Here is a 26,321-nt window from a genome sequence, read left to right as displayed (position 1 = left end):
TACATTTTGCATCCATTCAAATCAGAACAATATTCTGACAATTTATAAGCTTCTCAATTTGGCAAATCTTTCACACAAAAGCAACAAAGAGAGGATAAAAAATCGTCCTTAAGCAAAAACAATTTCCACAAAACACTGAATATGCAAAATAATCGCATATATTATTGGTCTTACCATTTTTAATTTATTGAAAAACTCTCGATACACCTAGTATTTGTTGCTGTTAATTATCCAATTCATAACAGGAGATAAAATAACCACTGAATAATTTATCCCACACTTTAAAATGCGCATTTAACAAAAAACAAACAACCATGAACTAGGCTATTAAGTCAAACCCATCAAACATCTCATTAAAGAGCCAATATCTAGTCATAAAGCCCAAATAAAAGCCCAAAAAACCAACGTAAAAACTATAAAAGCGTCACAAGACCATATACAGAACTAGACCAAAGGCAGGATAAAATCCAATCTATCAACCAGTTCTATCGATGAATTGTCGGCAAGATCGCAACTTATTAGTGATAAATAAGACCAAATATCCGCACCGGATGCATAAACAGAAATGGATAAAAAAAGTAAACTATTCATGGCAGATATAAAATGGCCACTGGAGTTATAAGCGTTGTACTTCAGAGAAGGAGGGAACAAAGGGGAGAAATAATAAAGAGGCAGAAATGCAAAAAGCCTCAGCAAATGCTGAGGCTTTAAAGAGTGGTCGGTGAAGAGGGATTCGAACCCCCGACCCTCTGGTCCCAAACCAGATGCGCTACCAAACTGCGCTATTCACCGACTTTTGTTTTGCTTAAGAAGCTTTCTTAAGACAGGAGATAGTTGACTATCACCTAAATAAATGGGGTGGCTAATGGGACTTGAACCCACGACAACCGGAATCACAATCCGGGGCTCTACCAACTGAGCTATAGCCACCACTGAAGCTTGCAATAACCGCTTGTCTGCCGTTATTTCAGACCACGCTAATCGCCTAGTCTTTCAATAAGTGGTCGGTGAAGAGGGATTCGAACCCCCGACCCTCTGGTCCCAAACCAGATGCGCTACCAAACTGCGCTATTCACCGACTTTGTTTTGCTTAAGAAGCTTTCTTAAGACAGGAGATAGTTGACTATCACCTAAATAAATGGGGTGGCTAATGGGACTCGAACCCACGACAACCGGAATCACAATCCGGGGCTCTACCAACTGAGCTATAGCCACCACTGAAATTCTTTACCGATATTCCCCGGGCGAAATGGCGCGCCCGAAAGGATTTGAACCTTCGACCTTTGGCTCCGGAGGCCAACGCTCTATCCAGCTGAGCTACGGGCGCATGCCCTATCGGCGGAGTGGAATAATACGTATATCACATTAGGGCGTCTAGTGTTTTTTTTACTTTTTTTACTGTTTGGCGCCTTTTTCATCAGATGCTTGCTACTATTCCCTTATAAAGGTTGTGACTCACCGCCGGAAGATCGCAACTTGTTGTTTATTGCAACAACTTCTCAGGATATAATCACCCAAAATTTACATTGATTTAACAGCAATTACCGTCTGTTAAATTGAAACACTCTAAAAATAATAGGTAAGCAGCACTTACCTTCGGAATGTAAAGTGAGTTAATGGATATGTCTCGATCACTCTTAAGCGTACTGTTCGCTGCTCTAACATTTTCAACAGCAGCGTTTGCCACTACCGATGCCGAAAAAAATGCAATTGCCGAACGCATCAAACCCGTGGGTAATGTCTATCTTGCTGGCAGTGAGCCCGTTAAAGCAGAACCAACCGGACCACGTGAAGGCTCTCAAGTTTATGGGACTTTCTGTATTGCTTGTCACGCCTCAGGGGTGAGCGGTGCGCCGAAAATTGGTAACGCGGCCGAATGGGGACCACGTATCGCCCAAGGTAAAGATGTGTTGAAAAATCATGCACTAAACGGCTTCAATGCCATGCCCCCAAAAGGCACGTGTATGGATTGTTCTGAGGATGAGATTGTGGCGGCGATTGAGCATATGACCGCTGGCCTATAAGTGCGTATCGATCATAAAAAGGGCTTGTTGTAACAAGCCCTTTTTTGTTTTTACTTCTTAAACATCGCTCTTAAGTTAGCGATATGCGCTTGTCCCTTGGCCATGCGCTCTTCTTGTGTGACGGGCTTTTTCTTCATTTCCCACTCAATGTCATCTTGCGGTAGTTCATCCAAAAATCGGCTTTGTGAAGGCTTAAGCAGCTCACCAAATTGACGACGCTCTTTACACACCATAAATGTCAACTCGCGTTGCGCTCGAGTAATGCCGACATACATTAAGCGGCGCTCTTCCTCTACATTCTCTTCATCAATACTGGTTTGGTGCGGCAAAATGCCCTCTTCTGCCCCGATCAGATAGACATACGGAAACTCTAAGCCTTTTGAGGCGTGCAGTGTCATCAGTTGTACCGCATCACTGTCATCGTTCTCTTCACCACGCTCCATCATGTCGCGCAGAGTTAAACGCTGTACCACTTCTTTCAGAGTTTTCTCTTCTTGATCGGGGTTATCTCCCTCTAAATCGGCCACGATCCATGAATAGAGATCGGAGACGTTTTTCATACGCATTTCAGCCGCTTTCGGGCTAGCCGATGTCTCGTATAACCAATCTTCATACCGAATATCACGCACTAATGCGCGTACAGCTTCTACACTATTGCCTCGTTCGGCATTATCAGCGATCGCGACCAACCACTCGGTAAATCGACGCAAGTTATCTAGCCCTCGCCCCGCCAAATGTTGCTCTAAGCCAAGCTCAAAACTCGCGGCAAATAGGCTTTTGCCCCGCATGTTGGCGTAACTGCCTAACTTTTCGAGCGTGGCTGGGCCGATTTCACGCTTCGGCGTATTCACAATGCGCAGAAATGCGTTGTCATCCTCTGGGTTAACGAGCACTCGCAAGTAAGCCATGATGTCTTTGATTTCCGCGCGGGCAAAAAACGAGGTACCGCCAGAGAGTTTGTACGGCACACGGTTTTGAGTCAGCGACTTTTCAATCAGGCGGGATTGATGATTACCGCGATAAAGAATGGCGTAGTCACGATATTCGGTTCGATTAAGAAACTTATGCGCAATGATCTCGGCAGTAACTCGCTCTGCTTCATGATCTTCATTATTCGCGAGAATGACTTTGAGCTTTTCCCCTTCCGCTAACTCAGAAAAGAGCGCTTTTTGGTAAACGTGGGGGTTATTGGCTATCAAGATGTTGGCAGCACGTAAGATACGACTTGTAGAGCGGTAGTTTTGCTCCAACTTAATCAGCTTTAAACTCGGAAAGTCTTCGCCCAGTAGCACTAAGTTTTGTGGCTTTGCACCACGCCACGAGTAGATGGATTGATCGTCGTCCCCTACCACCGTCAAACGGCCACGCTCACCGACCAGAAGTTTCACCAGCTCATACTGGCTGGTGTTGGTATCTTGATACTCATCCACCAGCAGATAGCGAATTCGGTTTTGCCAACGCTGGCGAACTTCTTCATTGCTGCGTAACAGTAAGACCGGTAGCAAGATCAAATCATCGAAATCGAGTGCGTTGTAGGACTGCATCTGTTTTTGGTAAAGCTCAAAACAGTGAGCGAACAGTTGTTGCTGCTCACCTTTTGCCATGGCTTTGGCTTGTGGTGGGGTCAGCATGTCATTTTTCCAGTTGGAAATGGTGCTCAGTAGCAAACGCAGTAAATCTTTATCACCATCCAGCTGTTTTTCGGTCAGTTCTTTCAATAAGGCCAACTGGTCTTGGTCATCAAACAACGAGAAGCCTGCTTTAAGGCCAAGTGCTTTGAACTCTCGACGAATAATATTCAAACCGAGGGTATGGAAAGTGGACACCATTAGCCCACGAGATTCGGCTTTACCTAAGCTCTGCGCGACTCGCTCTTTCATTTCACGTGCGGCTTTATTGGTAAAAGTCACCGCAGCGATGTTGCGTGCTTTATAGCCACATTGTTGGACCAAATAGGCAATTTTATTGGTGATCACACGCGTTTTACCCGAGCCTGCTCCCGCCAATACTAAACAGGGTCCAGAGACGTATTTGACGGCTTCATCTTGTCTTGGGTTCAGCTTCATGGTGCTCTCAATCCTCTCAATCTAGCCGCCAATAATAATCTGCTAGTCTTGGATTACCAACAAAGAAACTTTCTTTACAAAATTTTACTGCACAGATGTATTGCAAAACAGGGGGGATTAGCCGCTATAATGAACAAACGTTCATTTTCAGAGAAATGTGATGTCAGAATTGGTGCTCTGCGATAAACAGATCCAGATCTTAATCGCTGCAGAAAAACTGATTGCAGAACAGGGCTTTCATGGGCTTTCTATGCATAAGGTGGCCAAAGCAGCGAATATGGCGACGGGAACGATTTATCGTTACTTCCGCGATAAAGATCATTTATTGGTTGAAGTGCGTTTGCATGTCAGTCAAAGGATCGCTGAAGCAGTACAAGCCAATCTCAAAGATGACATGTCTTTGCAAGAACGTTTCCGTACTATGTGGCTTAATATTTGGACGTTGGCTGGCTCTTGTCGTGACATTATCAGTAATCGAGTGCAGTATGAGTCTTTACCAACAACAACTTGTTGCAACGTAAGGGAACTAGAGCAGAAAATGTTTGCCAAAGTCGAATTATTGTTCGACCAAGGAAAACAACAAGGACTTTTCAAACCTCTCGATAACCAGCTTCTTTCTGCGTTGAGTTTTGAAACTACAGTCATGCTTGCTCGTAAATACGCTTTAGGTTTTTATCAACTGGATGATTCAACTCTCGATGCAATGATTCAAGCCAGTTGGGATGCTATTACTCAACACTAATTTGGAGTTCGCACCAGAATGAAAAAGTGGACATTTTTTATGTTGCTTATCGCAATCCTGCTGTTTGGCAGTGTGATAGGCTTCAATCTTTTCAAACAAAAGAAAATTGCCGAGTACTTGGCAAATCGTCCTGAACCAGAGTTTCCGGTGACGGTAACTACAGTGAATCCTGTCGATTGGGTTCCGGTCATTGAAGCGATCGGTTTTATTGAACCGAACCAAGGTGTGACTTTGACCAGCGAAGCGTCAGGCGTTATTGACCAAATCCTATTTGAATCTGGCACTCAAGTATCCAAAGAGCAGCCTTTGGTATTGCTCGATTCATCTGTTGAAAAAGCCAGTTTAAAAAGTTCTGAAGCTCGCTTCCCGGCAGCAAAGGCAAAATATGAGCGCTACAAAGGTCTATTTGCAAAAGGCTCTATCTCGAAAGAATCTTATGATGAAGCTGAAGCGAACTACTACTCTCTCGCCGCAGAAATTGACGGTTTAAAAGCCAGCATTGCTCGTCGTGAAATCAAAGCTCCATTCGCTGGCGTGATCGGTATTCGTAATGTGTTCCTAGGCCAATACCTACAACCAGGAACGGACATTGTTCGCTTGGAAGACACCAGTGTCATGCGCCTACGTTTTACGGTGCCACAAACCGATATTTCGCGCATTTCGCTCAATCAAGAAGTCGACATTTTCGTTGATTCTTACCCACAAACGTCATTTAAAGGTTCGATTTCAGCCATTGAACCTGCGGTGAGCGTACAAAGTGGCTTGATCCAAGTACAAGCGAATATTCCAAATAGTGATGGCAAACTGCGTAGCGGTATGTTCGCGCGTGCCAACATTATTCTGCCGAAGTTGGATAACCAAGTCACCTTGCCACAAACCGCCATTACCTACACGCTCTACGGTGACAATGTTTATACCGTGACTGAAGAAAACGGCGAGAAACGCGTACAGCAACACGTGGTAAAAGTGGGTGAGCGAACCGAATCAATTGCTCACATTCTGGAAGGCGTTAAACCGGGCGATGTCGTTGTTACGACGGGTCAGGTACGTCTAAGTAACGGTGCTAAAGTTCGTATTGTTGAAAGCGATGCAACTACACCACCAGCAGAAACCCCAATGCTGTAAGCGGAGGCATCATGCGCTTTACTGATGTTTTTATAAAACGTCCAGTTTTAGCGGTATCCATCAGCTTTTTGATCGTACTGCTTGGTTTGCAAGCGATCTTCAAAATGCAGGTGCGTGAATACCCTGAAATGACCAATACCGTGATTACGGTGAGTACTGGCTATTACGGTGCCAGTGCTGATCTGATCCAAGGCTTTATTACCCAACCGCTAGAACAAGCGGTCGCACAAGCCGATAACATTGATTTCATGACATCGCAGTCGGTTCTCGGTCGCTCGACGATTACGGTAACCATGAAGCTCAACACCGATCCTAATGCGGCGTTGTCGGATGTATTGGCGAAAACCAACTCTGTTCGTTCACAGCTACCGAAAGAGTCGGAAGACCCAACCGTGACTATGTCGACAGGTTCAACGACCGCGGTACTGTACATTGGTTTTACCAGTGAAGAATTGGCTTCTAGCCAAATCACCGACTACTTAGAGCGAGTGGTTAATCCACAGCTTTACGCTGTCAATGGTGTATCCAGTATCGATCTGTACGGTGGTATGAAATACGCTCTGCGCGTATGGTTAGATCCTGCCAAAATGGCAGCGCTAAACCTCTCCGCAGCTGATGTGATGAGCATTCTGAATGCCAACAACTATCAGTCGGCTACCGGTCAAGCAATCGGTGAATTCGTGCTCTACAACGGCAGTGCCGATACTCAGGTATCGACCGTTGAAGAGCTAGAAAATCTGGTGGTTAAAGCCGAGAAAGGTAATGTAACTCGTCTGGGTGATATTGCTAAAGTGACGCTAGCGAAGAGCCATGATACTTATCGTGCGAGTGCTAACGGCCGTGAAGCGGTGGTTGCTGCAATCAATGCGGCGCCAAGTGCCAACCCAATCAACATTGCGAAAGATGTGCTCGACATGCTGCCTGAACTGCAGAAAAACATGCCAAGCAACATCAAAATGAACGTGCTTTATGACTCCACAGTTGCGATCAATGAGTCCATCCACGAGGTTATTAAAACCATCGTAGAAGCGGCGCTGATCGTTCTCGTGGTCATCACTCTGTTCTTGGGTTCACTGCGTGCCGTACTCATCCCAATTGTCACCATCCCGCTTTCACTGATTGGTGTCGCGATGGTGATGCAGATGATGGGCTTCTCTTGGAACCTGATGACTCTGCTAGCAATGGTGCTTGCGATCGGTCTGGTAGTAGACGATGCGATCGTGGTTCTGGAAAACGTTGACCGTCACATCAAAGAAGGGGAATCCCCTTTCCGTGCGGCGATCATTGGTACCCGTGAAATTGCCATCCCTGTTATTGCGATGACGCTCACCCTAGGTGCGGTATATGCTCCAATCGCGTTGATGGGAGGGATTACTGGTGCTCTATTCAAAGAGTTTGCGTTGACACTGGCTGGTTCGGTATTTGTCTCTGGCATCATCGCACTGACCTTGTCTCCAATGATGTGTTCAAAAATGCTCAAGGCGAATGAAGCGCCAAACAAATTTGAACTGAAAGTGCATCATTTGCTAGATCGCATGACAGCACGCTATGAGCGTATGCTCGGTGCGGTGATGGCGCATCGTCCTGTGGTCATTGCCTTTGCATTTATCGTATTTGCTAGCTTACCAATGCTGTTCAAGTTCATCCCAAGTGAACTGGCACCTTCGGAAGATAAAGGGGTGGTCATGTTGATGGGTACCGGCCCATCGAATGCAAACCTCGATTATCTGGCGAATACGATGGATGATGTGAATAAAATTCTGTCTGATCAGCCAGAAGTACAATTTGCTCAGGTGTTTACCGGTGTACCTAGCTCGAATCAGGCATTTGGTATTGCGTCAATGGTGCCATGGAGTCAGCGTGAAGCAAGCCAAGCGGATGTGACTAACCGTGTAGGCACCTTGGTAAAAGAGATCCCTGGTATGGCGGTAACCGCCTTCCAAATGCCAGAGCTCCCTGGTGCAGGTTCAGGTCTACCAATTCAGTTTGTCATCACTACGCCAAACAGCTTTGAAAGCCTGTTTACGATCGCGACCGATATTCTGACCGAAGTAAAATCAAGCCCGATGTTCGTTTACTCGGATCTTGACCTCAACTTCGATTCGGCAACGATGAAGATCAATATCGATAAGGACAAAGCCGGTGCTTATGGCGTGACCATGCAAGACATTGGTATCACACTCAGCACCATGATGGCCGACGGTTATGTCAACCGTATCGACCTCAATGGCCGTTCTTACGAAGTGATCCCACAAGTAGAACGTAAATGGCGTCTCAATCCGCAATCCATGAACAATTACTATGTTCGTGCTGCGGATGGAAACGTGATTCCACTCGGCAGCCTGATCACGATTGATGTCGTGGCTGAGCCTCGCTCTCTACCACACTTCAACCAGCTAAACTCCGCCACCGTTGGTGCAGTACCTTCACCAGGCACTGCAATGGGTGATGCGATTAACTGGTTTGAAAACTTGGCGAGCAGCAAACTGCCTAAAGGCTACAACCATGATTACATGGGTGAAGCTCGTCAATACGTAACCGAAGGTAGCGCATTGTATGCGACGTTCGGTCTAGCATTGGCGATCATCTTCTTGGTTCTGGCGATTCAGTTTGAATCTCTCAAAGATCCATTGGTTATCATGGTCTCTGTACCATTGGCGATTTGTGGTGCGTTGATCGCACTGGCATGGGGAACCGCGACGATGAACATCTACTCACAAGTAGGTCTGATCACCCTCGTGGGTCTTATCACCAAACACGGTATTTTGATTTGTGAAGTGGCTAAAGAAGAGCAGCTACACAACAAACTCAGCCGAATCGATGCCGTCATGCACGCAGCGAAAGTGCGTTTACGCCCAATCCTGATGACGACAGCCGCAATGATCGCAGGCCTCATCCCTCTGATGTACGCAACAGGGGCGGGTGCAGCACAGCGCTTCAGTATCGGTATCGTTATCGTTTCTGGTTTGGCAATCGGCACACTGTTTACTCTGTTTGTATTGCCTGTGATTTACAGCTATCTCGCAGAGAAACACAAACCGCTGCCGGTGTTTGTTGAAGACAAAGATCTGGAGAAGTTGGCACGTATTGATGAAGCGAAAGCCGCTCATCGTCAACTGTAATCCCAGCGATCAAACTCCATCACAAAAGGCCATCTCGATGGCCTTTTTTATTACCTCATCTAACGACATCATCCGATGAATTGCATAGAATGTTGGCAACTTAACAGGAGTAATCACTATGTTTGATGCAAAAAAACTTGAGCAAATCGCCAAGCAAATCCATGAGGCTATGCCACAACCTGTCAAAGAATTGGGTGCGGATGTAGAGCAAAAAGTACGTCAAGTCATTCAAGGCCAGCTCAACAAACTGGATGTGGTGAGCCGTGAAGAGTTTGATGTGCAGACCCAAGTTTTATTACGTACTCGCCAGAAGCTGACTGAATTAGAACAGAAGATGGCCGAACTCGAAGCCAAGTTAGCCGATAAATAAGCACTAGAGTCATACACTAAACACGTAAGTGCTCCGTTGCTTAGTGACCCAATAAAGAAAGGCTTAGTCAAATGACTAAGCCTTCTTGGTTTTTATTATAGTGTGTTGTTGTGTTTACTTTGGAAAATCAATTTGGGGATTAGTCGCCCACCGCGATACGCTTCATATCTTTCATGTAACCACGCAGCTCTTCACCAATGTATTCGACTGGATGATTGCGGATGATGCTGTTCACTTCGATCAGTGTCGCGTTATCCACTTGGTTAGACATAGCGCCCAAACCTTTACCAATCACATCGGTGCCGACTTTCGGCATGAACTTTTCACGCAGTAGCGGAACTGCCACATTGGCAAACAGATAGTTACCGTACTCAGCCGTGTCAGAAATTACCACGTTCATTTCATACAGACGCTTACGTGCTACCGTATTGGCAATCAGTGGAAGTTCGTGCAGTGATTCATAGTAAGCCGACTCATCGATGATGCCTGAAGCCGTCATCGCTTCAAACGCCAACTCAACCCCAGCACGCACCATCGCAATCATCAAAATACCGTTATCAAAGTATTCTTGCTCAGCAATTTTTACGTCGGTTGTAGGGTAATTCTCAAAGGCAGTTTCAGCGGTTTCTGCACGCCAGCCAAACAGATCTTTATCATCATTCGCCCAGTCAGCCATCATGGTGCTTGAGAAGTAGCCAGAGATGATGTCATCCATATGCTTGTTGTACAGAGGACGCATCAGATCTTTCAACTCTTCAGACAGCTCAAACGCTTTGATTTTAGCTGGGTTAGACAGACGATCCATCATGTGCGTGATGCCGCCAAACTTCAGTGCTTCCGTCACCGTTTCCCAACCAAATTGCAGAAGTTTACCTGCATAACCAGGATCGATGCCATCAGCGACCATCTTCTCGTAACAAACGATAGAGCCGGCTTGCAGCATACCGCATAGAATGGTTTGCTCACCCATCAAGTCAGATTTCACTTCCGCCACGAAAGAAGAAGCCAAACAGCCAGCGCGATGGCCACCTGTTGCCGCTGCCCATGCTTTCGCAATTTCCCAGCCTTCACCTTGCGGATCGTTTTCAGGGTGTACCGCGATAAGAGTTGGAACGCCAAAACCACGCTTATACTCTTCGCGAACTTCCGTACCCGGACATTTTGGTGCCACCATCACAACCGTGATGTCTTTACGGATCTGCATGCCTTCTTCAACGATATTAAAACCGTGCGAATAACCTAGCGCTGCACCTTGCTTCATCAGGGGCATCACCGCATTCACTACACTGGTGTGCTGCTTATCGGGAGTGAGGTTAACGACTAAATCTGCTGTTGGGATAAGTTGCTCGTAACTACCCACGTTAAAACCATTGTTTTTCGCGTTTTTGAATGACTGACGCTGTTCATCAATCGCAGCCTGACGCAAAGCGTAAGAGACATCTAAACCAGAATCACGCATGTTTAGACCTTGGTTCAAGCCTTGAGCACCACAGCCCACGATCACCACTTTCTTACCTTTTAGGTAGTCAGCTTCGGTTGCAAACTCTTCACGTGCCATAAAACGGCAGCGACCAAGTTGATCCAACTGTTCACGCAAGTTGAGCGTATTGAAATAATTCGCCATGTGGGTGCTCCTTAATAAGTGATTCCGTTAAGTCGGTGCGATATGACCGAATAAACTCATACTAAGCCAGAGACAAAATTGCGCAAAGTGATATATTCACAACTAGTTATTGCAACAAATGCAACATGGGGCCATTTAGTGAACATCAAAACCTTGCAGACATTCATCCATCTATGCGACTGTAAAAACTTCAGTAAAACCGCCTCTGCAATGCATCTTAGTCCGTCTGCACTCAGTAGGCAGATACAGAAACTTGAGCAGGACTTAGGCCACACGCTATTTCTGCGCGATAATCGCAGTGTCGAATTAACACCCGCAGCCCACCAATTGTTACCCGTTGCGGCACGCATCATTCACGATTGGCGACAACTGACAACAGAACTCAATGACCACAGCCAAGAGCTGCGTGGAGAGATAAAGCTGTTTTGCTCGGTTACCGCAAGCTATAGCCACCTACCAGAACTCCTCAGCGCATTTCGTCTAAAACACCCATATATAGAATTCAAATTACTGACTGGCGATCCGGCGCAAGCGATCGATAAAATCCTACAAGACGAAGCGGATATTGCGATATCAGCCATGCCAGAACAGCTACCTAGCCGTATTGAGTTCGCCACAATAAGCGAAATACCTCTCTCCGTCATCGCACCGCTTGGGATCAGCAGTTTTATCGATGAGTTACAAAAAGAGCAGCCTGATTGGAATCAAATACCGTTTATTGTTCCAGAGTCCGGAACTGCACGCGATAGAGCCAATACCTGGTTTAAGCAAATGAAGATAAAACCCAATATCTACGCTCAGATCGCAGGACATGAAGCGATTGTCAGTTTAGTCGCTCTAGGATGTGGTGTGGGTATTGCACCCGATGTGGTCATCAACAACAGCCCAGTGCGTGACAAGATTCAGCGTTTAAGCTTTACGCCCATCAAACCCTTCATGCTTGGTGTTTGCTGTAAACGTTCACAATTAGATAATCCGCTTGTCCAAGCGCTGTGGCGGGTCGTTTCCGCCAAGAAAAGTGTCATTGATAAATAAAGCACGTCTGACGTATGGGCTATTTCACTGTTTATCGATAGCCTATTCGTCAAAAATCAAAACAGTAAGAATGCAAAAAGGCCGCTGAATTATCAGCGGCCTTTCTTAATAGTGGCGGAGAGATAGGGATTTGAACCCTAGGATAGCTATTAACCATCGCCGGTTTTCAAGACCGGTGCTTTCAACCACTCAGCCATCTCTCCGCAAATTGTGTGCTAATAGTGTGGTGACACTATCAGCGAGATTAAAAGCCTGGCGATGTTCTACTCTCACATGGGGAAACCCCACACTACCATCGACGCTGTTTCGTTTCACTTCTGAGTTCGGGATGGAGTCAGGTGGGTCCAAAACGCTATGGTCGCCAAGCAAAATTTTAAAATCTGGAAAGCTGTTTTCGTTCTCACACACATTCTTATGCGCTCAGCTCTGAGTCCACTACAAAACCCCTTGGGTGTTGTATGGTTAAGCCTCACGGGCAATTAGTACAGGTTAGCTCAACGCCTCACAACGCTTACACACCCTGCCTATCAACGTTCTAGTCTCGAACAACCCTTTAGGACAGTTAAACTGTCAGGGAAGACTCATCTCAGGGCTCGCTTCCCGCTTAGATGCTTTCAGCGGTTATCGATTCCGAACTTAGCTACCGGGCAATGCGTCTGGCGACACAACCCGAACACCAGAGGTTCGTCCACTCCGGTCCTCTCGTACTAGGAGCAGCCCCCTTCAATCTTCCAACGCCCACGGCAGATAGGGACCGAACTGTCTCACGACGTTCTAAACCCAGCTCGCGTACCACTTTAAATGGCGAACAGCCATACCCTTGGGACCGACTTCAGCCCCAGGATGTGATGAGCCGACATCGAGGTGCCAAACACCGCCGTCGATATGAACTCTTGGGCGGTATCAGCCTGTTATCCCCGGAGTACCTTTTATCCGTTGAGCGATGGCCCTTCCATACAGAACCACCGGATCACTATGACCTGCTTTCGCACCTGCTCGAACCGTCATTCTCGCAGTTAAGCGGGCTTATGCCATTGCACTAACCTCACGATGTCCAACCGTGATTAGCCCACCTTCGTGCTCCTCCGTTACTCTTTGGGAGGAGACCGCCCCAGTCAAACTACCCACCAGGCACTGTCCTCAACCCAGATAATGGGTCTAAGTTAGAACATCAAACATACAAGGGTGGTATTTCAAGGACGGCTCCAACGCAACTGGCGTCACGTCTTCATAGCCTCCCACCTATCCTACACATGTAGGTTCAATGTTCAGTGCCAAGCTGTAGTAAAGGTTCACGGGGTCTTTCCGTCTAGCCGCGGGTACACTGCATCTTCACAGCGATTTCAATTTCACTGAGTCTCGGGTGGAGACAGCGTGGCCATCATTACGCCATTCGTGCAGGTCGGAACTTACCCGACAAGGAATTTCGCTACCTTAGGACCGTTATAGTTACGGCCGCCGTTTACCGGGGCTTCGATCAAGAGCTTCGCTTGCGCTAACCCCATCAATTAACCTTCCGGCACCGGGCAGGCGTCACACCGTATACGTCATCTTGCGATTTTGCACAGTGCTGTGTTTTTAATAAACAGTTGCAGCCACCTGGTATCTGCGACTCTCGTCAGCTCCATCCGCGAGGGACTTCACCATCAAGAGCGTACCTTCTCCCGAAGTTACGGTACCATTTTGCCTAGTTCCTTCACCCGAGTTCTCTCAAGCGCCTTGGTATTCTCTACCCGACCACCTGTGTCGGTTTGGGGTACGATTCCTGACTATCTGAAGCTTAGAGGCTTTTCCTGGAAGCATGGCATCAATGACTTCACTGCCGTAGCAGCTCGACGTCGTGTCTCAGCCTTAAAGAGAGCCGGATTTACCTAACTCTCAAGCCTACGCACTTGAACCAGGACAACCGTCGCCTGGCCCACCTAGCCTTCTCCGTCCCCCCATCGCAATAGTCAGAAGTACGGGAATATTAACCCGTTTCCCATCGATTACGCCTTTCGGCCTCACCTTAGGGGTCGACTCACCCTGCCCCGATTAACGTTGGACAGGAACCCTTGGTCTTCCGGCGGGGAGGTTTTTCACCCCCCTTGTCGTTACTCATGTCAGCATTCGCACTTCTGATACCTCCAGCAAACCTTACGATTCACCTTCAACGGCTTACAGAACGCTCCCCTACCCAATGTCTAAAAGACATTGCCGCAGCTTCGGTGTATTGCTTAGCCCCGTTACATCTTCCGCGCAGGCCGACTCGACTAGTGAGCTATTACGCTTTCTTTAAATGATGGCTGCTTCTAAGCCAACATCCTAGCTGTCTGAGCCTTCCCACATCGTTTCCCACTTAGCAATACTTTGGGACCTTAGCTGGCGGTCTGGGTTGTTTCCCTCTCCACGACGGACGTTAGCACCCGCCGTGTGTCTCCCGGATAGTACTTACTGGTATTCGGAGTTTGCAAAGGGTTGGTAAGTCGGGATGACCCCCTAGCCTTAACAGTGCTCTACCCCCAGTAGTATTCGTCCGAGGCGCTACCTAAATAGCTTTCGGGGAGAACCAGCTATCTCCGAGTTTGATTGGCCTTTCACCCCTAGCCACAAGTCATCCGCTAATTTTTCAACATTAGTCGGTTCGGTCCTCCAGTTGATGTTACTCAACCTTCAACCTGCCCATGGCTAGATCACCCGGTTTCGGGTCTATATCCAGAGACTGAGCGCCCAGTTAAGACTCGCTTTCGCTACGGCTCCCCTATACGGTTAACCTTGCCACTGAATATAAGTCGCTGACCCATTATACAAAAGGTACGCAGTCACACCACGAAGGTGCTCCTACTGCTTGTACGTACACGGTTTCAGGTTCTATTTCACTCCCCTCACAGGGGTTCTTTTCGCCTTTCCCTCACGGTACTGGTTCACTATCGGTCAGTCAGGAGTATTTAGCCTTGGAGGATGGTCCCCCCATATTCAGACAGGATATCACGTGTCCCGCCCTACTCGATTTCACGCTCGATGAAGCGTCGGTTACGGGGCTATCACCCTGTATCGCCAAGCTTTCCAGCTTGTTCACCTACTTCACCGAGTGCTTAAGGGCTAATCCAGGTTCGCTCGCCGCTACTACCGGAATCTCGGTTGATTTCTTCTCCTCGGGGTACTTAGATGTTTCAGTTCCCCCGGTTTGCTCTGTTAACCTATGTATTCAGTTAACAGTAACTGCTTATGCAGTTGGGTTTCCCCATTCGGAAATCGCAGACTCAAACGGCTCTTACTGCCTTATCTGCGCTTATCGCAAGTTAGTACGTCCTTCATCGCCTCTGACTGCCCAGGCATCCACCGTGTACGCTTAGTCACTTAACCATACAACCCGAAGGAGTTTCGGATTGTTGTTTAAACAACCTAAGTTGTCTCGCGTTTAATTTACATGAGTGCGAGACAGATTTTGCCGGACTCAAATTTTGAACAAGACCGAAGCCTTATTCGATACCAAGCACACTTGAATGTGTTGTTGGTGTTTATCTTTCGATAAACATTGAGAACTTTACAAACAACAATACATTGTTGTTTTGTCAGCTTTCCAAATTGTTAAAGAGCAAGATTTTCTGATGAAAACCATTTTTAAACATTCTCAGCGAAAATGCTTAAAGATGGTGGAGTTATGCGGGATCGAACCGCAGACCTCCTGCGTGCAAGGCAGGCGCTCTCCCAGCTGAGCTATAACCCCATCGTTAGTGGTGGGTCTGAGTGGACTCGAACCACCGACCTTACGCTTATCAGGCGTACGCTCTAACCACCTGAGCTACAGACCCACTTAATGCTCAAATCTAAACCGAATCAATCTGTGTGGACACTCATCACGATAATCATCGTGTAAGGAGGTGATCCAGCGCCAGGTTCCCCTAGCGCTACCTTGTTACGACTTCACCCCAGTCATGAACCACAAAGTGGCAAGCGTCCTCCCGAAGGTTAAACTACCTGCTTCTTTTGCAGCCCACTCCCATGGTGTGACGGGCGGTGTGTACAAGGCCCGGGAACGTATTCACCGCAACATTCTGATTTGCGATTACTAGCGATTCCGACTTCATGGAGTCGAGTTGCAGACTCCAATCCGGACTACGACGTACTTTGTGAGATTCGCTCCACCTCGCGGTATCGCTGCCCTCTGTATACGCCATTGTAGCACGTGTGTAGCCCTACTCGTAAGGGCCATGATGACTTGACGTCGTCCCCACCTTCCTCCGGTTTATCACCGGCAGTCTCCCTGGAGTTCCCACCATTACGTGCTGGCAAACAAGGATAAGGGTTGCGCTCGTTGCGGGACTTAACCCAACATTTCACAACACGAGCTGACGACAGCCATGCAGCACCTGTCTCAGAGCTCCCGAAGGCACTCCAGCGTCTCCGCTAGATTCTCTGGATGTCAAGAGTAGGTAAGGTTCTTCGCGTTGCATCGAATTAAACCACATGCTCCACCGCTTGTGCGGGCCCCCGTCAATTCATTTGAGTTTTAATCTTGCGACCGTACTCCCCAGGCGGTCTACTTAACGCGTTAGCTCCGAAAGCCACGACTCTAGGTCACAACCTCCAAGTAGACATCGTTTACGGCGTGGACTACCAGGGTATCTAATCCTGTTTGCTCCCCACGCTTTCGCATCTGAGTGTCAGTATCTGTCCAGGGGGCCGCCTTCGCCACCGGTATTCCTTCAGATCTCTACGCATTTCACCGCTACACCTGAAATTCTACCCCCCTCTACAGTACTCTAGCTTGTCAGTTTCAAATGCGATTCCTAGGTTGAGCCCAGGGCTTTCACATCTGACTTAACAAACCACCTGCATGCGCTTTACGCCCAGTAATTCCGATTAACGCTTGCACCCTCCGTATTACCGCGGCTGCTGGCACGGAGTTAGCCGGTGCTTCTTCTGTAGGTAACGTCAAATGATTAAGGTATTAGCTTAACCACCTTCCTCCCTACTGAAAGTACTTTACAACCCGAAGGCCTTCTTCATACACGCGGCATGGCTGCATCAGGCTTGCGCCCATTGTGCAATATTCCCCACTGCTGCCTCCCGTAGGAGTCTGGACCGTGTCTCAGTTCCAGTGTGGCTGATCATCCTCTCAGACCAGCTAGGGATCGTCGCCTTGGTGAGCCCTTACCTCACCAACTAGCTAATCCCACCTGGGCATATCCGGTAGCGCAAGGCCCGAAGGTCCCCTGCTTTGCTCTTGCGAGGTTATGCGGTATTAGCCATCGTTTCCAATGGTTATCCCCCTCTACCGGGCAATTTCCCAGGCATTACTCACCCGTCCGCCGCTCGCCACCCAAGGAACAAGTTCCTCTGTGCTGCCGCTCGACTTGCATGTGTTAGGCCTGCCGCCAGCGTTCAATCTGAGCCATGATCAAACTCTTCAATTAAAAGTTTTTTGAAGCTTTCGCTTCGGCTCAATGAATACTGATTACATTCTTTGCTTAATAAAAAGCGAAGTAATGTTGAATTGACTGTGCTGAATGATTGCTCATTCAAATGGTCACTCAGTTCATTGATAAATCTTTTTTGATTATCATCAACGAGTGCCCACACAGATTGATTGGTTTATATTGTTAAAGAGCTTGGCTTTCAGTGCTTTAGCACGTCAGCGAGGTGCGTATAATACGCTTCCCACTTTGAAAGTCAACATAAAACTCTAAAATTTTTAGAACTTTATGGTGACTCGTCTATTACTAGACCAGTCGGACCTTTTGTCTTCACTTTTAAAAAGTGAAAATAAATAGGAGCCTGGCGATGTTCTACTCTCACATGGGGAAACCCCACACTACCATCGACGCTGTTTCGTTTCACTTCTGAGTTCGGGATGGAGTCAGGTGGGTCCAAAACGCTATGGTCGCCAAGCAAAATTTTAAAATTCGGAAAGCTGTTTTCGTTCTCACACACATTCTTATGCGCTTAGCTTTGAGTCCACTACAAAACCCCTTGGGTGTTGTATGGTTAAGCCTCACGGGCAATTAGTACAGGTTAGCTCAACGCCTCACAACGCTTACACACCCTGCCTATCAACGTTCTAGTCTCGAACAACCCTTTAGGACAGTTAAACTGTCAGGGAAGACTCATCTCAGGGCTCGCTTCCCGCTTAGATGCTTTCAGCGGTTATCGATTCCGAACTTAGCTACCGGGCAATGCGTCTGGCGACACAACCCGAACACCAGAGGTTCGTCCACTCCGGTCCTCTCGTACTAGGAGCAGCCCCCTTCAATCTTCCAACGCCCACGGCAGATAGGGACCGAACTGTCTCACGACGTTCTAAACCCAGCTCGCGTACCACTTTAAATGGCGAACAGCCATACCCTTGGGACCGACTTCAGCCCCAGGATGTGATGAGCCGACATCGAGGTGCCAAACACCGCCGTCGATATGAACTCTTGGGCGGTATCAGCCTGTTATCCCCGGAGTACCTTTTATCCGTTGAGCGATGGCCCTTCCATACAGAACCACCGGATCACTATGACCTGCTTTCGCACCTGCTCGAACCGTCATTCTCGCAGTTAAGCGGGCTTATGCCATTGCACTAACCTCACGATGTCCAACCGTGATTAGCCCACCTTCGTGCTCCTCCGTTACTCTTTGGGAGGAGACCGCCCCAGTCAAACTACCCACCAGGCACTGTCCTCAACCCAGATAATGGGTCTAAGTTAGAACATCAAACATACAAGGGTGGTATTTCAAGGACGGCTCCAACGCAACTGGCGTCACGTCTTCATAGCCTCCCACCTATCCTACACATGTAGGTTCAATGTTCAGTGCCAAGCTGTAGTAAAGGTTCACGGGGTCTTTCCGTCTAGCCGCGGGTACACTGCATCTTCACAGCGATTTCAATTTCACTGAGTCTCGGGTGGAGACAGCGTGGCCATCATTACGCCATTCGTGCAGGTCGGAACTTACCCGACAAGGAATTTCGCTACCTTAGGACCGTTATAGTTACGGCCGCCGTTTACCGGGGCTTCGATCAAGAGCTTCGCTTACGCTAACCCCATCAATTAACCTTCCGGCACCGGGCAGGCGTCACACCGTATACGTCATCTTGCGATTTTGCACAGTGCTGTGTTTTTAATAAACAGTTGCAGCCACCTGGTATCTGCGACTCTCATCAGCTCCATCCGCGAGGGACTTCACCGTCAAGAGCGTACCTTCTCCCGAAGTTACGGTACCATTTTGCCTAGTTCCTTCACCCGAGTTCTCTCAAGCGCCTTGGTATTCTCTACCCGACCACCTGTGTCGGTTTGGGGTACGATTCCTGACTATCTGAAGCTTAGAGGCTTTTCCTGGAAGCATGGCATCAATGACTTCACTACCGTAGTAGCTCGACGTCGTGTCTCAGCCTTAGAAAGAGCCGGATTTACCTAACTCTCAAGCCTACGCACTTGAACCAGGACAACCGTCGCCTGGCCCACCTAGCCTTCTCCGTCCCCCCATCGCAATAGTCAGAAGTACGGGAATATTAACCCGTTTCCCATCGATTACGCCTTTCGGCCTCACCTTAGGGGTCGACTCACCCTGCCCCGATTAACGTTGGACAGGAACCCTTGGTCTTCCGGCGAGGAGGTTTTTCACCCCCTTTGTCGTTACTCATGTCAGCATTCGCACTTCTGATACCTCCAGCAAACCTTACGATTCACCTTCAACGGCTTACAGAACGCTCCCCTACCCAATGTCTAAAAGACATTGCCGCAGCTTCGGTGTATTGCTTAGCCCCGTTACATCTTCCGCGCAGGCCGACTCGACTAGTGAGCTATTACGCTTTCTTTAAATGATGGCTGCTTCTAAGCCAACATCCTAGCTGTCTGAGCCTTCCCACATCGTTTCCCACTTAGCAATACTTTGGGACCTTAGCTGGCGGTCTGGGTTGTTTCCCTCTCCACGACGGACGTTAGCACCCGCCGTGTGTCTCCCGGATAGTACTTACTGGTATTCGGAGTTTGCAAAGGGTTGGTAAGTCGGGATGACCCCCTAGCCTTAACAGTGCTCTACCCCCAGTAGTATTCGTCCGAGGCGCTACCTAAATAGCTTTCGGGGAGAACCAGCTATCTCCGAGTTTGATTGGCCTTTCACCCCTAGCCACAAGTCATCCGCTAATTTTTCAACATTAGTCGGTTCGGTCCTCCAGTTGATGTTACTCAACCTTCAACCTGCCCATGGCTAGATCACCCGGTTTCGGGTCTATATCCAGAGACTGAACGCCCAGTTAAGACTCGCTTTCGCTACGGCTCCCCTATACGGTTAACCTTGCCACTGAATATAAGTCGCTGACCCATTATACAAAAGGTACGCAGTCACACCACGAAGGTGCTCCTACTGCTTGTACGTACACGGTTTCAGGTTCTATTTCACTCCCCTCACAGGGGTTCTTTTCGCCTTTCCCTCACGGTACTGGTTCACTATCGGTCAGTCAGGAGTATTTAGCCTTGGAGGATGGTCCCCCCATATTCAGACAGGATATCACGTGTCCCGCCCTACTCGATTTCACGCTCGATGAAGCGTCGGTTACGGGGCTATCACCCTGTATCGCCAAGCTTTCCAGCTTGTTCACCTACTTCACCGAGTGCTTAAGGGCTAATCCAGGTTCGCTCGCCGCTACTACCGGAATCTCGGTTGATTTCTTCTCCTCGGGGTACTTAGATGTTTCAGTTCCCCCGGTTTGCTCTGTTAACCTATGTATTCAGTTAACAGTAACTGCTTATGCAGTTGGGTTTCCCCATTCGGAAATCGCAGACTCAAACGGCTCTTACTGCCTTATCTGCGCTTATCGCAAGTTAGTACGTCCTTCATCGCCTCTGACTGCCCAGGCATCCACCGTGTACGCTTAGTCACTTAACCATACAACCCGAAGGAGTTTCGGGTTGTTGTTTAAACAACCTAAGTTGTCTCGCGTTTAATTTACATGAGTGCGAGACAGATTTTGCCGGACTCAAATTTGAACAAGACCGAAGTCTTATTCGATACCAAGCACACTTGAATGTGTTGTTGGTGTTTATCTTTCGATAAACATTGAGAACTTTACAAACAACAATAAATTGTTGTTTTGTCAGCTTTCCAAATTGTTAAAGAGCAAAGTACTTCTTATTACTAAGAGCCACTTTTTAAAGACTTTCGGCGTCAAAAATCCGAACCACACAGTTTTTGGTGGTTTGGAAGTTCATTCCAAAAATACTTAAAGAGTGGTGGGCGATACCGGGTTCGAACCAGTGACCCCCTGCTTGTAAGGCAGGTGCTCTCCCAACTGAGCTAATCGCCCACATGTTTTACTTCCTGTGGAGGAAGGAAATGGTGGGTCGTGCAGGATTCGAACCTGCGACCAATTGATTAAAAGTCAACTGCTCTACCGACTGAGCTAACGACCCCCTAACTTCGCAACGGAAGTGGTATCCCGTAGGGGAGTCGAACCCCTGTTACCGCCGTGAAAGGGCGGTGTCCTAGGCCTCTAGACGAACGGGACACTAAGATACTCTTCTCTAATCTAAACCGAATCAATCTGTGTGGACACTCATCACGATAACCATCGTGTAAGGAGGTGATCCAGCGCCAGGTTCCCCTAGCGCTACCTTGTTACGACTTCACCCCAGTCATGAACCACAAAGTGGCAAGCGTCCTCCCGAAGGTTAAACTACCTGCTTCTTTTGCAGCCCACTCCCATGGTGTGACGGGCGGTGTGTACAAGGCCCGGGAACGTATTCACCGCAACATTCTGATTTGCGATTACTAGCGATTCCGACTTCATGGAGTCGAGTTGCAGACTCCAATCCGGACTACGACGTACTTTGTGAGATTCGCTCCACCTCGCGGTATCGCTGCCCTCTGTATACGCCATTGTAGCACGTGTGTAGCCCTACTCGTAAGGGCCATGATGACTTGACGTCGTCCCCACCTTCCTCCGGTTTATCACCGGCAGTCTCCCTGGAGTTCCCACCATTATGTGCTGGCAAACAAGGATAAGGGTTGCGCTCGTTGCGGGACTTAACCCAACATTTCACAACACGAGCTGACGACAGCCATGCAGCACCTGTCTCTCAGTTCCCGAAGGCACAAGACTGTCTCCAGTCTCTTCTGAGGATGTCAAGAGTAGGTAAGGTTCTTCGCGTTGCATCGAATTAAACCACATGCTCCACCGCTTGTGCGGGCCCCCGTCAATTCATTTGAGTTTTAATCTTGCGACCGTACTCCCCAGGCGGTCTACTTAACGCGTTAGCTCCGAAAGCCACGACTCTAGGTCACAACCTCCAAGTAGACATCGTTTACGGCGTGGACTACCAGGGTATCTAATCCTGTTTGCTCCCCACGCTTTCGCATCTGAGTGTCAGTATCTGTCCAGGGGGCCGCCTTCGCCACCGGTATTCCTTCAGATCTCTACGCATTTCACCGCTACACCTGAAATTCTACCCCCCTCTACAGTACTCTAGCTTGTCAGTTTCAAATGCGATTCCTAGGTTGAGCCCAGGGCTTTCACATCTGACTTAACAAACCACCTGCATGCGCTTTACGCCCAGTAATTCCGATTAACGCTTGCACCCTCCGTATTACCGCGGCTGCTGGCACGGAGTTAGCCGGTGCTTCTTCTGTAGGTAACGTCAAATGATTAAGGTATTAGCTTAACCACCTTCCTCCCTACTGAAAGTACTTTACAACCCGAAGGCCTTCTTCATACACGCGGCATGGCTGCATCAGGCTTGCGCCCATTGTGCAATATTCCCCACTGCTGCCTCCCGTAGGAGTCTGGACCGTGTCTCAGTTCCAGTGTGGCTGATCATCCTCTCAGACCAGCTAGGGATCGTCGCCTTGGTGAGCCCTTACCTCACCAACTAGCTAATCCCACCTGGGCATATCCGGTAGCGCAAGGCCCGAAGGTCCCCTGCTTTGCTCTTACGAGGTTATGCGGTATTAGCCATCGTTTCCAATGGTTATCCCCCTCTACCGGGCAATTTCCCAGGCATTACTCACCCGTCCGCCGCTCGCCACCCAAGGAACAAGTTCCTCTGTGCTGCCGCTCGACTTGCATGTGTTAGGCCTGCCGCCAGCGTTCAATCTGAGCCATGATCAAACTCTTCAATTAAAAGTTTTGTGAAGCTTTCGCTTCGGCTCAATGAATACTGATTACATTCTTTGCTTAATAAAAAGCGAAGTAATGTTGAATTGACTGTGCTGAATGATTGCTCATTCAAATGGTCACTCAGTTCATTGATAAATCTTTTTTGATTATCATCAACGAGTGCCCACACAGATTGATTGGTTTATATTGTTAAAGAGCGTTCTTCTTGGCAGTCTGCTTCAGAAGAGGCGGCCATTTTAGCGAGATAAACTGTCGTGTCAAACACTTTTTTCAGTTTATTTTCGTTGGCGATTTCGCCACCTAAAATACCGAACTGAATCACTGCTAACGCTTGTTGCGTCTGCCGTGTCAGTGAGGGCGCATTATAGAGATCTACTTCACACTGACAAGTGTTTTTTTCATTTTTTTTCGTCTTTTTTCACTGTTCGATGAAAAAAGAGTCACCAAGGCCTAAAAGTGATGGTTTTCTCTACCAATTGCGGAATTGTTCGGCAAATTGAGAGACTTTATTCCAGTTAGTGTACTCCACTTCTTTACTGGTATCCGTTTCTCCACCCGTTAACGTCATAATGAAACGTATCATCATTTTATCGAACCAACGGTAGCGCGGGTAATACAGAGCTCCAGCAAAGACAGCGATTCTCTCAGGCTGCCAAGGTGACTTTTTCAAGAAGGTTTGAATATAGACACTCCCTTCTGGTGTATCTTTTCCTTGCTCTTCTTTTCTCGCAGTGAGATTGACGCAGAAGAAAGCAGCTTTGCTATTAGCCAGCGCCGTGACATGACGTTGAATAAATTGATAGAGCTTTTCATTGAGGCGGCCATAACGAATGGATGCACCAATCAGAATTTTGTCGTAATCCGCCAACGCTATCGTATTGACCTGATGCAGATCTTGGATGTCACAATCATATTCAGGCATCTGTTGTGCAATACGTTCGATAATTTTCCGTGTCTGCCCTTCTTGGCTTGAATACAAAAGTAGTGCTTTCACTAGCGCTTTCCTCACAACTATTAGCTACGCCAGAATGTCGGCGTAAGCAGAATCAATAAAGTAAATATTTCTAAGCGACCAAACAGCATGGAGGCAATCAAAATCCACTTAGCTTTGTCATTCACATCCGCAAAGTGCACCGCAACTTCCCCAAGCCCCGGCCCCAAGTTATTGAGTGTGGCGGCAACCGCCGAAAATGCACTGAGCTCATCCATCCCTGTAGCGATTAATGCGAGCATGCAAACCACAAACACTAACGCATAAGCGGAGAAGAACCCCCATACCGCATCCACCACGCGCTGCGAGAGTGCTCTACCACCTAATTTAATCGGGTAGATGGCGCGTGGGTGAACGAGGCGTTTCATTTCCCTCGCTCCTTGTAGAGTCAACAACAACACACGGATCACTTTCATACCGCCACCAGTGGAGCCCGCACATCCTCCTATAAAAGAGGAGAAGAGTAATAACACCGGTAAGAAGATCGGCCAGTCCGAAAATCCCGTTGTGGTAAACCCTGCCGTGGTCGAAATGGATACGGTTTGGAACAGCGCTTGGTCAAACGCTTGGTAAAAACTGTCATAAGAGTGATGTTTCAACAAAACCGCAAAGCAGACAACAAACAGCAGAGTTTGAATCGCGCAGAAAGCACGAAACTCAGGATCGCGCCAATAATATTTAGGATGCACTCCACCTGTAGCAAAAGCAGCGTAGTGCAAAGTGAAGTTACACGAAGAAATCAGCAGGAATACGACGGTAATCAGGTTAATCGCGTAACTGTCGAAATAGCCCATACTGGCATCATGGGTAGAGAAGCCACCAATGGCGATAGTCGAGAAGCTATGACAGATGGCATCAAACAGGGTCATGCCTGCCAGCCAAAAAGCGGCGGCACATGCAATGGTTAAGCTTAAATAGATGTACCAAAGTGCTTTTGCGGTTTCTGCAATACGTGGGGTGACTTTGGTGTCTTTGACTGGTCCTGGGATTTCAGCTCGATATAACTGCATACCACCGATGCCAAGTACCGGCAAAATGGCTACTGCGAGTACGATGATCCCCATCCCACCAAACCATTGCAAAAATTGGCGATAGAAGAGGATTGCTTTGGGGAGTTCATCTAAGCCGACAATCACGGTAGCACCCGTAGTCGTTAACGCTGAAAAGGATTCGAAAAAGGCATCGGTGACTGAGATATTGGGATCAGCTGCGAGTAGAAAAGGCAATGAACCCGCACTGCCGATTACTGTCCAGAACAATACAACGATTAAAAAGCCATCTCGCGCTTTCAGTTCATGTTTGTGGTGGCGGTTCGGAAACCAGAATAAGCCGCCACACAGCAGCAGCACAAAAAAGGTTGAGACAAACGGCACACCCGCCCCATCGCGGTAGATTAAAGCCACCAACGCAGGCGCAAGCATAGAAACGCTAAATAGAGCGAGCAGAAGCCCGACAATACGAATAATTGAACGAAATTGCATTATGGTTTGTGCTGACTCGCTAAGTTCTGACAGTGTGTTCTGGTGAGCTGCTCACCTGTATTTTTGCGCCACTTTTATTGATCACGGCTTGTAGGAAAGCATCACATTGCAATGCTTCCAATTCCACGACCAATTGTACTTGTTCATTATAGTGAGCCTCCCTTTCCGTGGCTGAAAATTGCGCCATCAAAGAATGGAGTAATGGAATCATGGCGTAGTCTAGCGTTAGGTACACTAATGTGGTGATTTTTTTCTCAATAGTTTGAAGTTGCTTGAGGGCTTGCTGCACTCCACCACCATAGGCTTTTACTAACCCCCCAGTACCTAACAGCACACCACCATAATAACGCGTAACCACCGCGGTGATCTCACCAATCCCACTACCACTCAGTTGAGCCAAGATGGGTTTGCCCGCAGTACCCGATGGCTCACCATCATCACTAAATCCCCACAAACGAGAATCTTGCGGCCTCCCAGCCACAAACGCCCAGCAATGATGCCGAGCATCTGCATGACGGTGCTTTATTTCTTCAACAAACGCTTTCGCTGAGTCGACTCCCGGAGTGTGGGCCAGATACGTAATAAAGACGCTTTTTTTGATCTCTTCTTCAAACTGAGTGGATTCAGCAGGAATGAGATACGGCTGAAGATTCATGATTCG

At 48.0% G+C, this 26,321-nt stretch carries 12 protein-coding genes, 11 tRNA genes and 6 rRNA genes; 6 read left to right on the top strand and 23 right to left on the bottom strand.

Features of this window, described 5'->3' with window-relative positions; all coding sequences use genetic code 11:
* Positions 1–715: 715 nt before the first annotated feature.
* From MKA69_RS04900 to MKA69_RS04880, 5 genes are all read right to left on the bottom strand, one after another.
* Positions 716–792: transfer RNA gene (locus MKA69_RS04900), tRNA-Pro, on the bottom strand.
* Positions 793–854: 62 nt separating this feature from the next.
* Positions 855–930: transfer RNA gene (locus MKA69_RS04895), tRNA-His, on the bottom strand.
* Between the two features lie 71 nt (positions 931–1,001).
* Positions 1,002–1,078, bottom strand: a tRNA-Pro gene (locus MKA69_RS04890).
* A gap of 61 nt (positions 1,079–1,139) precedes the next feature.
* A tRNA-His gene (locus MKA69_RS04885) sits at positions 1,140–1,215 on the bottom strand.
* A 35-nt stretch (positions 1,216–1,250) separates the two neighbouring features.
* Positions 1,251–1,327, bottom strand: a tRNA-Arg gene (locus MKA69_RS04880).
* A 289-nt stretch (positions 1,328–1,616) separates the two neighbouring features.
* Between MKA69_RS04880 and MKA69_RS04875 the strand changes: the two genes are divergently transcribed.
* Positions 1,617–2,024 carry a cytochrome c5 family protein gene (locus tag MKA69_RS04875; protein ID WP_000367642.1) on the top strand — a complete coding sequence of 136 codons (408 nt, stop codon included), beginning with the start codon at positions 1,617–1,619 and terminating at the stop codon, positions 2,022–2,024.
* 50 nt (positions 2,025–2,074) lie between these two features.
* Here the strand turns inward: MKA69_RS04875 and rep are convergent, their stop codons facing one another.
* On the bottom strand, positions 2,075–4,090 hold the full coding sequence (gene rep / locus MKA69_RS04870) for a DNA helicase Rep (protein WP_305847596.1): 2,016 nt from the start codon (positions 4,088–4,090) through the stop codon (positions 2,075–2,077).
* A gap of 160 nt (positions 4,091–4,250) precedes the next feature.
* Here rep and vexR point away from each other — a divergent pair, with 160 nt between their 5' ends.
* From vexR to MKA69_RS04850, 4 genes are all read left to right on the top strand, one after another.
* A complete protein-coding gene (vexR, locus tag MKA69_RS04865) occupies positions 4,251–4,832 on the top strand; it encodes a TetR family transcriptional regulator VexR (protein ID WP_001293200.1) in 582 nt (193 codons plus the stop codon).
* A gap of 18 nt (positions 4,833–4,850) precedes the next feature.
* A complete protein-coding gene (locus MKA69_RS04860; RefSeq protein ID WP_305847595.1) occupies positions 4,851–5,957 on the top strand; it encodes an efflux RND transporter periplasmic adaptor subunit in 1,107 nt (368 codons plus the stop codon).
* Between the two features lie 11 nt (positions 5,958–5,968).
* Positions 5,969–9,079, top strand: a complete 3,111-nt coding sequence (gene vexB / locus MKA69_RS04855; protein WP_001212853.1) for a multidrug efflux RND transporter permease subunit VexB — start codon at positions 5,969–5,971, stop codon at positions 9,077–9,079.
* Between the two features lie 118 nt (positions 9,080–9,197).
* Positions 9,198–9,449, top strand: coding sequence for an accessory factor UbiK family protein (locus tag MKA69_RS04850; RefSeq protein WP_000458935.1), 252 nt, complete (start codon positions 9,198–9,200; stop codon positions 9,447–9,449).
* Positions 9,450–9,588: 139 nt separating this feature from the next.
* On the opposite strand, the gene ilvC is transcribed toward MKA69_RS04850, so the two are convergent.
* Entirely contained in the window at positions 9,589–11,073 is a 1,485-nt protein-coding gene (gene ilvC, locus MKA69_RS04845; protein ID WP_305847594.1) for a ketol-acid reductoisomerase, read from the bottom strand.
* Between the two features lie 138 nt (positions 11,074–11,211).
* Between ilvC and ilvY the strand changes: the two genes are divergently transcribed.
* Entirely contained in the window at positions 11,212–12,108 is an 897-nt protein-coding gene (gene ilvY / locus MKA69_RS04840; RefSeq protein ID WP_305847593.1) for an HTH-type transcriptional activator IlvY, read from the top strand.
* Between the two features lie 112 nt (positions 12,109–12,220).
* Here the strand turns inward: ilvY and MKA69_RS04835 are convergent.
* From MKA69_RS04835 to MKA69_RS04760, 16 genes are all read right to left on the bottom strand, one after another.
* Positions 12,221–12,311, bottom strand: a tRNA-Ser gene (locus MKA69_RS04835).
* Between the two features lie 47 nt (positions 12,312–12,358).
* Positions 12,359–12,474: ribosomal RNA gene (gene rrf / locus MKA69_RS04830) — 5S ribosomal RNA — on the bottom strand.
* Positions 12,475–12,566: 92 nt separating this feature from the next.
* Positions 12,567–15,453, bottom strand: a 23S ribosomal RNA gene (locus tag MKA69_RS04825).
* Positions 15,454–15,741: 288 nt separating this feature from the next.
* Positions 15,742–15,817 (bottom strand) — tRNA-Ala (locus MKA69_RS04820).
* A gap of 8 nt (positions 15,818–15,825) precedes the next feature.
* Positions 15,826–15,902, bottom strand: a tRNA-Ile gene (locus MKA69_RS04815).
* 62 nt (positions 15,903–15,964) lie between these two features.
* A 16S ribosomal RNA gene (locus tag MKA69_RS04810) occupies positions 15,965–17,507 on the bottom strand.
* A 359-nt stretch (positions 17,508–17,866) separates the two neighbouring features.
* A 5S ribosomal RNA gene (gene rrf, locus MKA69_RS04805) occupies positions 17,867–17,982 on the bottom strand.
* A 92-nt stretch (positions 17,983–18,074) separates the two neighbouring features.
* Positions 18,075–20,961, bottom strand: a 23S ribosomal RNA gene (locus tag MKA69_RS04800).
* A gap of 342 nt (positions 20,962–21,303) precedes the next feature.
* Positions 21,304–21,379: transfer RNA gene (locus MKA69_RS04795), tRNA-Val, on the bottom strand.
* 30 nt (positions 21,380–21,409) lie between these two features.
* A tRNA-Lys gene (locus tag MKA69_RS04790) sits at positions 21,410–21,485 on the bottom strand.
* Between the two features lie 19 nt (positions 21,486–21,504).
* Positions 21,505–21,580 (bottom strand) — tRNA-Glu (locus tag MKA69_RS04785).
* A 68-nt stretch (positions 21,581–21,648) separates the two neighbouring features.
* A 16S ribosomal RNA gene (locus MKA69_RS04780) occupies positions 21,649–23,191 on the bottom strand.
* The 16S, 23S and 5S rRNA genes sit together here with 6 tRNA genes alongside, the layout of an rRNA operon.
* A gap of 178 nt (positions 23,192–23,369) precedes the next feature.
* Positions 23,370–23,510, bottom strand: coding sequence for a hypothetical protein (locus MKA69_RS04775; protein WP_022577358.1), 141 nt, complete (start codon positions 23,508–23,510; stop codon positions 23,370–23,372).
* 147 nt (positions 23,511–23,657) lie between these two features.
* Positions 23,658–24,182 (bottom strand): menaquinone-dependent protoporphyrinogen IX dehydrogenase, encoded by a 525-nt coding sequence (hemG, locus tag MKA69_RS04770; protein ID WP_055028246.1) that lies wholly within the window; start codon positions 24,180–24,182, stop codon positions 23,658–23,660.
* Positions 24,183–24,202: 20 nt separating this feature from the next.
* Positions 24,203–25,660, bottom strand: coding sequence for a TrkH family potassium uptake protein (locus tag MKA69_RS04765; RefSeq protein WP_305847592.1), 1,458 nt, complete (start codon positions 25,658–25,660; stop codon positions 24,203–24,205).
* Positions 25,661–25,679: 19 nt separating this feature from the next.
* A complete protein-coding gene (locus tag MKA69_RS04760; RefSeq protein WP_001913211.1) occupies positions 25,680–26,315 on the bottom strand; it encodes a YigZ family protein in 636 nt (211 codons plus the stop codon).
* Positions 26,316–26,321: the final 6 nt, after the last annotated feature.

The organism is Vibrio sp. AH4 (assembly GCF_030710545.1).
Taxonomy (GTDB): domain Bacteria; phylum Pseudomonadota; class Gammaproteobacteria; order Enterobacterales; family Vibrionaceae; genus Vibrio; species Vibrio metoecus.
This window is presented reverse-complemented; position numbering and strand designations above follow the sequence as displayed.